Annotated in this window: 9 protein-coding genes; all 9 read right to left on the bottom strand. The window is 71.0% G+C overall.

All coding sequences use genetic code 11. From position 1 onward, the window contains the following. Nucleotides 1-9: 9 nt before the first annotated feature. Entirely contained in the window at nt 10-828 is an 819-nt protein-coding gene (locus ABH927_RS14110) for a hypothetical protein (RefSeq protein ID WP_370021569.1), read from the bottom strand. A 154-nt stretch (nt 829-982) separates the two neighbouring features. Then, complete coding sequence (locus ABH927_RS14105) at nt 983-1,396, bottom strand: (deoxy)nucleoside triphosphate pyrophosphohydrolase (protein ID WP_370021567.1); 414 nt, start codon at nt 1,394-1,396, stop codon at nt 983-985. Between the two features lie 6 nt (nt 1,397-1,402). Beyond that, nucleotides 1,403-2,533 carry an NlpC/P60 family protein gene (locus tag ABH927_RS14100; protein ID WP_370021565.1) on the bottom strand — a complete coding sequence of 377 codons (1,131 nt, stop codon included), beginning with the start codon at nt 2,531-2,533 and terminating at the stop codon, nt 1,403-1,405. After that, complete coding sequence (locus tag ABH927_RS14095) at nt 2,530-3,174, bottom strand: hypothetical protein (protein WP_370021563.1); 645 nt, start codon at nt 3,172-3,174, stop codon at nt 2,530-2,532. The genes ABH927_RS14100 and ABH927_RS14095 overlap by 4 nt, the downstream gene beginning before the upstream one ends. A 27-nt stretch (nt 3,175-3,201) precedes the next feature. Further along, on the bottom strand, nt 3,202-5,583 hold the full coding sequence (locus ABH927_RS14090) for a type IV secretion system protein (RefSeq protein ID WP_370021561.1): 2,382 nt from the start codon (nt 5,581-5,583) through the stop codon (nt 3,202-3,204). Beyond that, nucleotides 5,580-8,057: an ATP-binding protein gene (locus ABH927_RS14085; protein WP_370021559.1), complete on the bottom strand. Its 2,478-nt coding sequence runs from the start codon at nt 8,055-8,057 to the stop codon at nt 5,580-5,582. The genes ABH927_RS14090 and ABH927_RS14085 overlap by 4 nt, the downstream gene beginning before the upstream one ends. Next, nucleotides 8,057-10,696 carry a TcpE family conjugal transfer membrane protein gene (locus tag ABH927_RS14080; protein ID WP_370021557.1) on the bottom strand — a complete coding sequence of 880 codons (2,640 nt, stop codon included), beginning with the start codon at nt 10,694-10,696 and terminating at the stop codon, nt 8,057-8,059. Before ABH927_RS14080 ends, ABH927_RS14085 begins: the two co-directional genes overlap by 1 nt. Nucleotides 10,697-10,717: 21 nt before the next feature. After that, nucleotides 10,718-10,990, bottom strand: a complete 273-nt coding sequence (locus tag ABH927_RS14075; protein WP_370021679.1) for a hypothetical protein — start codon at nt 10,988-10,990, stop codon at nt 10,718-10,720. A 65-nt stretch (nt 10,991-11,055) separates the two neighbouring features. After that, nucleotides 11,056-12,066 carry a conjugal transfer protein gene (locus ABH927_RS14070; protein WP_370021555.1) on the bottom strand — a complete coding sequence of 337 codons (1,011 nt, stop codon included), beginning with the start codon at nt 12,064-12,066 and terminating at the stop codon, nt 11,056-11,058. Nucleotides 12,067-12,373: the final 307 nt, after the last annotated feature.

Raw genomic sequence — 12,373 nt, 5'->3', positions numbered from 1 at the left:
TTTCAGACCCTATTTCCGCTCGTCGTCGGGCTGGTCCTCATGGATGACCTCGCCCTGCTCGATGGCCGGGTACGGCGGCGGGTAGCCATAGACCTGCGGATATCCGTAGGGCTGCTGCGGGTAGCCGTACGGCGGCTGCATGGGGTAGGCCTGGATCGGCACGAAGCCGACCATCGGCGCGTATCCCGCCCCGGCCGGGTAGCCGGCGAAGTCCTCCGGCATTCCCTGGGGCCGTCCCGCCCTGGGTCCGGCCTTCCGCACGGCCGCCGCGTGCGCCATCCGCCGCAGCCGGCCCTCGAAGACCAGCCAGGCGAGCAGGGCGAGCAGCACGAGCAGCGCCGCGGGGGCCGCGAGCTTGCGGCTCAGCGTCACCTGGTCGAAGTCGGGCGTCGCGTTGCGGATCTCGTACTGCACCGCCTCGGAGGCGGGCTCCTCGAACGACACCGACGGCGTGGGCACCACACTCGGCTGCTGCGACGCCGGGGCCAGCGAGACCGGCGGCTCCGTGGTGGTCGGCGTGTTCCCCTGCGGCGGCGGGATGATGGCCGTGGTGGTCGGCAGGACCGGCGGCTGCTCGGGGTGCTCCTGCGGCGGGGGCGGGTTGGTGGTCTTGGTGTGCTTCGGAGTCGGCGTGACCGTGACGGTCGCCGTGACCACCGGATCGCCCGTCGGGGTCGGCGACTTCGTCGGCGTCGGCGTCTCGGTGATGGTCACGGTGACGACCGGGTCACAGTTCTGGTTCTGGCCCGGGTCACAGGGGTCGACCGGGTCGGCCGCCGCGCTGGCGCCCAGCACCGGACCGGCCAGGATGAGAGCTGCCGTGACCATGGCGAGCGAAGCGGCAACCGAGGACGCGGCTCTCTTCTGTGCCCGTCCTACCACCGCTGGCCTCCAACTGTGTCACGCCTACTTTGGTCAAGGCTAATTGTAGTTGGGTAAAAGTTATAACAAAGCACTTCCGCGACGATTCCCGCGCCGGAATCTAATCGGCCGCCGGACCCCACAGCAGCTTCTCGACGGCCGCGACGATGGGCAGATCAGCGGGCAGCCAGGAGACGTCGTAAAGCTCATGCGACTCCAGCCAGCGCAGCGCCAGGTGTTCGTGGGGATACGGCACCCCCCTGACGATGCCGGCAAGCCAGACGCGCATCACGTAGCCGTTCGGAAGCGGCCACTCCTCGCCCACCCGGCGCCCGGCGACGATCTCGATCCCGAGCTCCTCCACGCACTCGCGGATCAGCGCCTCGTGGTCGCTCTCTCCCGGATCGACCTTCCCGCCGGGGAACTCCCACCCACCCCTGAGCTCGGGGGGCTCGGCACGCTGCGCGGCGAGGAGCCTGCCGTTCTCGACGATCGCGGCCCCCACGACGACCTTCTCCATGGCCGGCTTCTCCATGGCCGACTAGATTAGGGCTCTCTTGAGCTGCTCCGCCACATCGGCGTTCTCCAGCGGGCGGGTGAAGCCGACGATGTTCGGCCTGTCCTTGTACGTCGTGACCTTGATGGGTCCGCAGAGGGTGCATCGGGCCTCGACCATCTTCCCCGGTGAGACCACGAGCCCGACGTGCCCCGGATGGTCGGCCGACGTGCCGGGGCCGGCGTTGAAGAACACCAGGTCACCCGGCTGTTCGCTGCCCTCCTGCACCGGCTCGCCGAACGGCCACTGGCCGAAGGTCGTCCGGGGGATCGTCAGCCCGGCGTTGCGGTAGGCCATGTAGATGATGCCCGAGCAGTCGAAGGCGTCGGGCCCCGTCCCGCCCCATCGGTACGGCTTGCCGCGCTGGGCCAGCGCGTACTCGAGGATCTTCCGGACGACCTCGCTGGACGCCGTGGCGACATAGGTGGAGTCGCAGGCCGGGTCGGCCTCGGCCGGGACGCCGATGTCGCCCGTGGCGTCGTAGCGCTTGGCGATCTCCAGGACCTGGTCGACGTACCACGTCGCCCGGTTGTAGACGAAGATGGCCCTCCGGAGGTCGTCGGGGGCGCCGTTGCGTTTGAGCATCTTCGCCGCCCCGAGGATGGCGTCGGCGGGGTTGTAGATGTCGCCGTAGCCGTCACCATCGCCGTCCGAGGCGTAGCCGTTGACCCCTGAGCCGATCTTTATTTTGGCCTTGCCGCCCCAGGTGCTGACCAGGAACTGCATCGGCCCGGCCGCGCCCGCGTAGTTGGTGCCGCTCTGGACACCGGGCAGCTTCGACCGGCCGTGGTCGGTCTCCCGCTTCCCGATCGCGGCGAGCACGTTCCACTGGACGCCGATCTTCTCGCCGAACTTCTTGTAGAGCTGGAGATATTCGGAGGGGATGTCCGAACGGGCGGTCTCGGAGAGGTCGACGGCGGTGGCCGCCTCCGCGCAGTCCTCCCCGGAGCGGCCGCCCAGGATGATCGACGGAGACGGGGTCATCAGGATGATCGACCCGAACAGCGTCATCGGGACGATGAAGGCCAGTGCGACGGCGATTCCGCGCCAGGAGAGGCTCTTGGCCGCGGCCCGCCCCCACAACCCCCGAAACGGCGTGCGTGGCGGCGCTGTCACGGCGACGAGTCCCCGTCCTGCCCGGCGTCGGCCGGCTCCAGGTCGTAGATCCGCCAGTCGGTGCCGACCTTGACCACGGTCACGGCGTACTGGTCGCTCTGCGTCTTGCCGCCGCTCCTGGCCGTCACCTGCCGGACCGAGTCGACGACGAAGACCACCATGTTGGCGGACATGTCACGGATCGACGCCACCTTGGCCGTCCCCTGGGAGACCACCTGGTCGGCACGGTTCTGCGACACCAGCCCCGGGTCGGTCATGGCCTTGGTGAGCTGCGCGCCGAAGTCATCGGTCGCGAACGCCTTGAGCCGCCCGGCGAAGGCCGCCGGGTCCTCGCCGTACTGGAACGTGCCGTACGACTCCGTGAACCGCCGGGCGAAGTCCGCCGCCGCGCCGAGCTCCTGCCGCGACAGCGGCAGGTACTGGTAGACGTCGAACGCGCCCGGCGTGCTGGCGACCTGGGTCGGCTGCCGCGTGGGAGCGGCCGCCGCGGTCGACGGGGCGACGGCCTGTTCCCTGGTCGGACCGCTGCCGCCTCCGGACGGCGGGCTCATCGTCAGGTAGACGCCGACGGCGGCCAGCACCACCACGGCGCCGGCGAAGGCGAGCCCTTTCCTCCGGTCGCTTCCCGGGGTCGTCGTCATGGGTGACTCCGCGTCGTCACGAGTCCCTCACGAGTCGCTGTCGGCGGGCCGCGCCCAGAACGGCGCGGGGGCGCCGTCGGCCCCTCGTCCGCTGTCCCCCCTGCTCGGGAGCCACAGCGGGGGCGCCTCGGACGACCGTGACCTGCTCTCCCGCGGAGGTGCGGGACGCGGCCGGGCGCCCGAACCGCCAGAGCCGGAACCGGAACCGGAACCGGAGCCAGAGCCGGAGCCAGAGCCGGAGCCGCCACCGAACAGGCCGCCGCCCCCGCCGGACGAACGGCCACTCGACGAGCGGCCTCCGGCTGAACGGCCGCCGGACGAAGGGCCTCCCGACCCGCGGGAACCGCTCGGCGTGGAGGGCCGCGAGGCCCAGCCTCCGGACCGGCCGCTGAACCAGCCCCCGCCGCCGCCGGATCCCGAACTTGGCGAACCGGAGCCGGAGGATCCCCGAGAACCCGCACCTGAAGGCGGGGAGCCCGAGCCCGTGCTGGGACCCGCGGGTGAGGGAACCCGGGTCGGCCCGGCGGGCCGTACGGGACTTGACGGCCTGACTCCGGTGAGGTTGAGCGGCGGCGCCGAGCCGGTGCGGGGAACCGCTCCGCCGGCCTTGCGCCGGCCGGCGGCCTGCGCCTCGGTCTCCAGAGGCACGGGCTGCGCCCCGGCCCTCGCGCCGGCCTGCCCGGCGGCGGCGCCCGCGGCGGCGCCCTCCTCGCCCCGGACTCGGCCCTGGGCCACCGCGGACGCGGCGGCGGCCGCCGTGCCGGCCCCGCTCGCCATCGCGGCGGCGCCGATGACCGGCTCGGCCTTGCGCAGCCCCCAGCGGGCCGCCCGCGTGGCGGCCACCGGAGGCAGGGCGTTGGCGGCCCGCGACAGGGTGGGCGCGGCGGCGGCCTCCCCGAGCATCCGCGTCGCGATCGTGTGGCCGTCCATGGAGGCGAACAGGTGCTGGAACGGCCGCCGGTAGAAGAACACCGCGATCGTCAGCAGCGCCATGAACATGATCTGCATGCCCCACGGCAGGTTCGTGGAGATGATCAGCGAATAGCCGTAGATGAGGATGCCCAGCACGAGCGCCAGGACGGCCTGCCGGAGCAGCGTGCCTACCAGCATCTCGACCCAGCGCATCGCGATGATCCGCCCCGAGCCGGGATGCACGCCGAGCAGCAGGAACACCGGCCCGAGCATCAGCAGCAGCAGGAAGCCGACCTTCAGCACCAGCAACGACACCGCGACCAGGAAGATCAGCACCCCGGCCACCATGGCCGCGATGAACGCGCCGATCGCGATGCCGAGACGGCCGGTCCAGTCCTTGCCCTGGAGGAGGAAGAACACCGAGGTGTTCTCAAGGGGTTTGACGACCTCGTCCTCATAGCGCTTCTGGTGGGCGTCGCTGCCGGGCATCTGCTTGGCGGCCTGCTCGTCGGCGTCGATCGCCTGGATGTCGAGGATCTTGGAGCCGAAGTCGCGCACCACCGGAGCGTTGGCGTCGGCAGTGCCGAGCTCGCCCATCAGCCACGGCTTGCAGACCAGCGTGGACCACAGCGCGTCGGCGTTCTGGTCGACGCCGGGCGTGCCCGTGTGGCCGTATCCGCCCGCCTGGGCCTGCGCGGTGGTGTCGCCCTTCGCCGGAAGGCACGAGGCTCCGCCCGCGCCGGGAAGCCCGGAGAACGCGGAGTTGATCACCTCACCGGTCTTGTCGGTCACCGTCTTCCCCAGCCCGGTGAAGTCGCCGGGGCGGCTGAAGAACCAGATCGCCACGGTGACCGCCAGGACCATCCAGATGACGCCCTCGGTGGTCGTGGTCGCCCGCTTGCGGATCAGGCCGAACCAGGCCAGCCAGATCGCGCCGAGGATGACGATCGGCCGCAGATAGGGCCAGTACATGGCGTTGGCCAGATTGGTGACGATGTCGTCGGCCACGTCCTTGATCGGCTGGAGCGGTCCTTCCGTGGCCGCCGCCTGGTAGGTCGTGATCGTCAGCCGGTCGACGGCCTTGGCCCAGGCGAAGACGGTGTTCGCCCAGGCGTTGCCGATCACCGCGGTCACGTCCGAGCAGCCGAGCCCGTAGGTGTGCCAGAACTGCCCGGCCATGCCGTACCGGCCGTAGTTGGTGGCAGCCGTCTTCGGGGCTGTCGGCGTCACGCCGGTCAGCGTTCCCGCTCCCACGCTCGCGCCGGTGACGGCTCCCGTGTCGCCGGTGTCGGGCGCCGGAGCCTCGACCAGGCCGTCGACTCCCCCGCCCACGATCTCGGGCGCGAGGGCGGGCGACAGATCACACGGCCCGATCGCGCTCGCCGTGTCGACAGGGAAGACGAGTGGCAGCGTCACGAACGCCGCGAAGACCACGAGGAGCAGGGCGAGCCTGCGCCGAACTCTGGACCGACCGCGACCGTTCCTGCGCAATCTCAAGACCGCACCTCCTGCGCGACCCCCGACCGACCGGAGCCCCCGTCAAGAAGATCATGCCCGTTCTCGCTTGGTTTGTCGTGCGTCGGATTGGTGTCGAGCCATCGCAGCAGCTCCTCCGAGATCAGGTCCACCCCGATACGGCCCGCCCGGCCGTCCAGATCCCGGAACACGCACTCGCCATTGCCGAGCGAGCGAAGCACGCCCTTGTGCTCCTCCGACGGGTCCACGCCGAGCAACTCCATCACGTGCTCGACCTCCACCCGCTCTGTGGAGCGGAACGCGAAGACCGACGACAGGCAGTTGGTCACCTGCTCGCTCAGCAGGTCACCGGCGTTCTGCGACACCAGGACGAGCGCCGTGTTGCGGGACCGGCCCATCCTGGAGACCTCGGGCACCAGCTTGGCGCCCTCCGGCGTGGACGTGATCGCCCACGCCTCGTCAAGGAAGATCGCCTTGGGAGTCCGCCGGTCAAGGCCGTTCATCAGCCGCCGGGCGAACTGCGAGACGAGATAGAGCAGGGCGACCGACAGCCGCTGCTCGTAGGAGTAGTCGTCGCGGACTGTCGCGACGTCCGGCAGGGTGAGCCCGCCCAGCGTGAAGACCGTCGTCCACCCCTCGGTGTCGATCTGGTCGCCGCCCGAGGGGTCGAAGCAGAGCCTGGCCAGGTGCATCTCGGACATCGAGCGCAGCACGGCCCCGAGGTTCTTCGACGCCGGGTCCGCCGACTTCTCCAGATGGGCGACCACCTTGCCGAGGGACGGGTCGGGCTCGTTGGAGACCGCCGCCACCGCCTGGATCATCGCCGACTCGCGCTCCTCCGACATGCGCGGGAGCAGCAGGCGCAGCGTCTCGCTGGCCATCGTCTTCTTGGCCGCGATGTCGTCGCCGAAGGAGAATGGGTCGAGCAGGCCGGGCGCGGCCGAGCCGAGCGGGATGATCCGCGCCCTCCGGCCGCGCCGGTGGAGGAGCTGCACGAGCGACTCGGCGTCGCCCTTGGGGTCGATGACCGCGACCGTCACGCCGCGCAGGGCCATCTGGTAGATGAGCAGCAGGGCGAGGGTCGTCTTGCCGCCGCCGGGCTCACCCGTGATCGCGATGGCCGTCGGGCGGTTGCGCGTCGCCGCCACCAGCGGGTCGAAGTGGACGATGCTGCGGGCCCGCCCCAAGGTCTCCCCGATGTACGGCCCGGCCCACCCGGCGTTCGACTCGTCGACGCGGTCGCCGAGCTCGACGGTCGCGGTGGCCATGCCTCCGGCGATCGTGCGGAGCGGCTGCCTCTGCGCGTACGCGTTGACCCGGATCTTCTCCCCCGGAAGGGCCTCGCAGAACAGCGAGAACTGGTCGCCCGTGGAGTTGACCACGTCGATGCCCAGGTCGCGGTAGTGCTCGACGACCGCCTCGACCCGCTGCACGCAGATCTCCTCCGTGGGCGCGCTCACGCTCAACCGGTGCCAGCCGTACACGAAGGGGAGGCGCTCCTTGGTGATCCCGTGCTCCAGCATCCGGGCGGCGTCGATCTGCTCCGCCAGCGCGAGCGGCGCCTCCGCTCCCGCCTCGCGGATGTGGATGTCCATGTCGCGGGCGTGGGCGAGCTTGCGCGCCACGTCCTTGCTGGCCCGGACCGGCGAGATCAGCCGCATCCTGCTGGAGATCTCCACCGGGAACGGAAGCTGGTCGGCGAAGTGCAGCCACGGCTCCCCGTCGGGAAAGGCCATGAGGTCGGGGAAGCGGGCGAACGACAGGTGGGCCGTGTACGAGTCGCCCGACGGCTGCTCGATCCGCAGCAGCGACCGGCCGTTGTGGATCTGCCCCTCGACCAGCGACTCGATCTCGCCCTTGCCCCATTTGCGGCGCGGCGAGGCCGACGGCAGCGGCTCGCCGAGCGCCCCGGCGGCGGCGTGCTGGAACAGCCAGGCGATCTCGGTGGAGGTGGCGTGGCGGGCGTAGAGGGCGCTGGAGGCGAGGGCGCGGCCGAGCCGTTCCGCGTTGTCCGTCCACCGCTCGATCTCCCGCTCGGGGACGTGGTCGTCGTCGATCCCGAGGGCCTTCTCGCTCCGCTGGTAGAAGCCGAAGAGCTGGGCCAGCACACCCGAGCCGAGCTGGGCGCCACGCGGGCCGAGCCGTACGCCGAGGTAGACCTCCTTGCTCCAGAAGTCTTTCGCCCAGACGTGCCGGTACATCTCCTCCAGATACTCACGCCAGCCCGGGCCCTCGTCCGACGTGTTGTTGAGCGCCATCGCCCACTCGGCGGCCGGATAGGCCCGATGGGCGATGCGCAGGTGCACCTCGGCGTCGGGCATCCTGATGGCCGCCAGCGCGATCGTGATGTTGTTCGCGAGCGCCTCGCGCTCCTCGGGGGTGAGGAACTCGTAGCTCACCGTCGGCAGCCGGAAGTAGGCCCACGCCGCCGAGTCGGTCAGAAGGACGCGATCGTCGAAATACCGCACCGCGAGGCGGCTTCGCGCCCTGCTCATTATCTCGCCACCTCCTGCTTGGCCTGGATCGCCGCCAGGCCACTCACGATCACTCCCGCAAGTGCAACGTACGCCCTGCGGCCGCCGGTCCGAAGGTGGTTGACGTCAACCGGTCCAGGACGCCCGGGAGCGAGCTCGTCCTCCCACGGGACGCGGACGATCGCCCTGCACCGGCCGCTGGCCACCGCCTCGGCCTGCTCGACGTCCGGAAGGCTCCGGCGGCTCACGCCGTTGATCACCATCACCGCCCTGCGCCGCAGGTCCGAGCAGCCATGGCCGTCGAGCCACTCGTACGTCATCGCGATCGCGTCCGGCGCGTCCTCACTCGCCGGGGCGACCAGCACTAACTGGTCGGCGTACGGCAGCAGCCGCGCCGCGAGCGAAGCCGCTGGGTCCACCACGATCAGGCGGTAGTGCCGGTCGAGCGTGCTGAGAGTCCGCCGCCAGTCGGCCAGGTGCGCGCGGTCCGCCAGCCGCTGGGCGGCCCCGTCGTCGGTGTCGGCGCCGACGACCTCCAGGCCCGACTCGCACCGGGTCGTGTACGCCCGCATGCCGAGGTAGCCGCTCACCGTGCCCGAGCCTTCGAGGAGAGAGCTCAGCGTCTCGGGCGACTCGGCCTGGATCCTGCTCGTCAGCGTGTTGTCGCCGGTGTTCGCGTCGAGGGCCAGCACCCGGTCTTCGCGGTAGCGGGCCAGCGTGTGCCCCAGCATCAGCGCCGTCGTCGTCTGCCCCGCGCCGCCGGTGCAGCCCAGCACCATGATCCGCCTGCTGCTCGTGAGCATCGTGCGGGCCCGCGCCTCGTCGATCTCCATCCCGTCGGTACGGCTTCCGCCGACGACGACCTGGGCGAGCCTGCGCCAGCCGCCCGAGGGGTCACGCCCCACGACGGACTCCACGCGGCGGACCCTGGGCGGCTCGTCCGCCGGACCGGCGGGCGTGGGAGCGGTTCTCGGAGCCGGAGGCACAGCCGGGCTGGCCGGCCCCCCGGGCCTGCCGCTCAGCGGTCCCGCCGGGACAGCCCGGATCGACACCCCCGCAGCCCCCGCGAACGCACCGCCCTGTTCTCCAGCATCCGGCCGGGAAGCCGGTCCGGCTCCCGGGTGCGCGTCGCGCTGAGCCGGCTGAGCGGTGTGCCCGGATGGCTGGGCTCCGGATGGCTGGGCTCCGGGCGGCTGGGCTTCGGGCGGCTGGGCTTCGGACGGAGCCCTCGGGGGCTCAGGCCGCCGGACCAGACGCGGAGGCTGCCCCTTCCTGTGCTGCTCCCGAGCGTCCCCGCGCTCCTCGGGAACGGCCGTCGCGACGGGCTGCTCCACAACGGCCTGGTCGGGCACGGCGGCCGGTGAACTGGCCGCCGTGCTGGGCGAGCCGGCCGCCGCTTCCTGGCCTGCGCGCTCCGCATCCGGGCCACTGGGCTGCTCACGATCGGGGCCGCCCGGCCGTACGGCATCGCGAGCGCTGTACCGCACGGCGTCCCGGCCGCCGGGCTGCTTGATGGCGCCGGGAGCAGCGGGCGAAACGGTGTCGTCGGCGCCGCCGGGCCGTACCGGATCCAAGGCGGGCCGTGCGGCGGGAGGCTCAGCGGAGGCGGCCAGCCTGCGGAGCCGCCGGAGCGCCTCCGTGCCGATGGGCGGGACGGCGGCGGCCGGTTCCCCGGAGGCCGCTCCAGCGGATCCTGAATGCTCCGCCGAGCTTGTTGACTGCTCCGCCACGCCGGACCGCTCGGCGGATGCGGCTTCGGGTTCCGCGGTGGGCGAAGGCCCTCTCACGGCACGTTGGGACGGCTCCGGCATGTAGAACACCGGCTGGCCCGGAGCGACCTCCGTGTGGCTGTGCCTCGGCGGGAGCCCCCTCGCGGGGGCGGTTGCCGTACTCCACGAGGCCGCAGCCGAGGTGTCGACCACCGGGGTCGCGGCGGCGGCAGCGGCGGCGACCGCCGGGTGGACGGTGCCGGGAGAGCCCGGCGCAGCGGGGTCGGCGACCGTGGGAGGGACGGCGGCGAGGCCGGGCACGGAACGGGCGGGAGCTGAGCGCTCGGGGGACCACGGCTCGACGGCCCTGGCCCGGCCCCTCCCCCCTGCCGGGGCGGATGGCGTGGCCATGACGGCGGCGGGAGCCTTGGCCGGTGCCGTACGGCCGGCCTTGCCAGGCTTGTTCGCCGCCTTGCCCGCGGCCATGTTCGCCGCCTTCCTGGCCGCTTTGCCGGCCGCTTTGCCGGCCGACTTGCGTGCCTCCTTGGCGGTTACCGTCTCCTCCGTGGCGAGCGACGCCAGTGGAGCGGTCCGCCAGACACGCGCGGTGAAGGTGATCTCATCGGGCTCGTTCACAGGGGCCATGCGGCACCAGGTGCGCGGCTCGGCCATGTAGCGGACCTGCGACTGCATGAGCTCCGTCAGCCGCTTGCTCTCGATGACGGGCCGGGTCGACAGCCAGGTCAGAACCCCTGGAGGGACCAGGTAGAGGACATGCCAGGGGGCCGCGAACGGCAGGCCGATGAGGTAGAGGAACAGCGACCACGGGGCGAGCACGCCCACGAACACACCGATCCAGACGATGGGAAGCGGCATCGGCAGCCGTAGGTCGTACAGCTTGTACAGCCGCTTCTCAATTCGCCAAATATTGGTATATGTGGGCAGATCCACCCGTTCCTCCTCTCCGCCGGATCACTTGATGCCGAGCGCGCCCGCGATCGCCTTCGCCGTCACCTCGATGATGTTGGGAACATAGAAGATCACGCCGATTGCGATCGCCAGGATGATGAACTGCACAAATCTGGTGATCTCTCGGGTGAAGAGGAAGAAAATGGCCACGACGGAGACGACCGCGAGGAAAAGCGGGGCGAAGAAGGTGCGGAGGAAATCCGCCAGGCCCGCGGTGTTGATTCCCGTCGTCGTCGGCGGCGACGGACTGGCCAGTGCGAAGACACCGTCCACCATGGTTTTCAGGATCAATTCTCGCCCTCCCGGGGGTATGGATCAGCGATGTCATGGCCGGGCATGCGCTACCCCACGGACCGGCTCGCACCCTGGATCTGCCTGACGAACCACTTGCCGCCCTGCTTCTCCATGGTCAGCTGGTAGGCCTGTTCCAGACCGGCGGGCTGGGTGGCCGGGTCGTTCGACCCGGGGGTCGGGACGGCTTCCGCCCCGCCCGGCGACACGGCCCACACGACCACGGCGGTGACCTCCCTGCTGTTCGCCGTGCCCTGCGGCACGACGACGTCCTTGAGCTGCGCCAGGGTGAACTGCCCGGTGAAGCCCTCGATCGTCACCCCGCTCGCGACATACCGCTGCAGGTCCACCTGGTTGCCCGCGGCGAACGCCTTGAAGAAGCCCTCCAGCTGCGGTTGCAACTCGGCTTCCACGGTCTGGTCGCGGTCGGGGTCGGGGAGCTGCGGAAGCCCGGCCGGCCCGCCCGCGGGCAGCAGCCCCGGCTGCGCGGCGACCACGAACCGGCTGCCGTCGTAGTAGACCGGCACGGAGAGCAGGCCACGGCTGCCGCCGGACTGGTAGGTCACCGTGACGACCGCGTTGTCCGGGCCGTTCACCTTGATCCCGGCGAACTGGAAGGCCCCCGCGGACATCCGGCCGTAGCCGTTCCAGCCGAACTGCTCCCCGCCTGTGGGAACGAACGCCCTCAGCCGTTCCGCCCGTTGCTGCGGATTGGCGGCGTCGAAGTTCAGGTAGACCGCGGCGAACTGGTTGGCGAAGGCGGCGGCCTGCGTCACCGGGAACCCCGAATCGGTGGGGCCGGCCGTCGCGCCGGTCGTGCCGGCGTCCTGGCTCAGCCGCTCGAACGGCGCCCGGACGCCGTTGACGACGATCACGATGATGAGCGCCCAGAGAACGACGCGGCCGGCCCAGACGAGCCAGCGGCCCCCGCCGCCACCCCAGCCCCCGCGCCGGGGCGAAGCCCTGCCCGCGACAGGCACCCGATCAAAACCGTCCGGAGGGTACGACTCGGGGTCGCCAGCGATCCGAGGATCCTGCTGGACGGTTGACCTGCGAGCCATCACGCCTCCGCTCGCGCCGATCCCCCCGGCTGGCGCGGTGTCGTCTTACTCTCGATCCGGTTAGCCGCATTGAAGTATTCACCTTAGCGGTCTCGCCAATTCTTCCAGGTAAGCCACGCCCATGGTGCAAGCATCGCCGCGACCGAGCAAACCAGGTCTACATCCCGATGAGACGCCCCACACCTATCCGCTCTGCGGAAAAGCACGTTACGCCTGGCCAGCGGGGACATCGATTACCTAACCGCCACGAATTGCTGTCCCCGCAGCTCAGAGAGGTATCGGCGGGGACGATGTAAGGGCTGGACCC

The organism is Planotetraspora sp. GP83 (assembly GCF_041262585.1).
Classification (GTDB): Bacteria; Actinomycetota; Actinomycetes; order Streptosporangiales; family Streptosporangiaceae; genus JAOEGB01.
The sequence above is the reverse complement of the archived record's forward strand: the minus strand, read 5'-3'. Positions and strand labels throughout refer to the sequence as shown.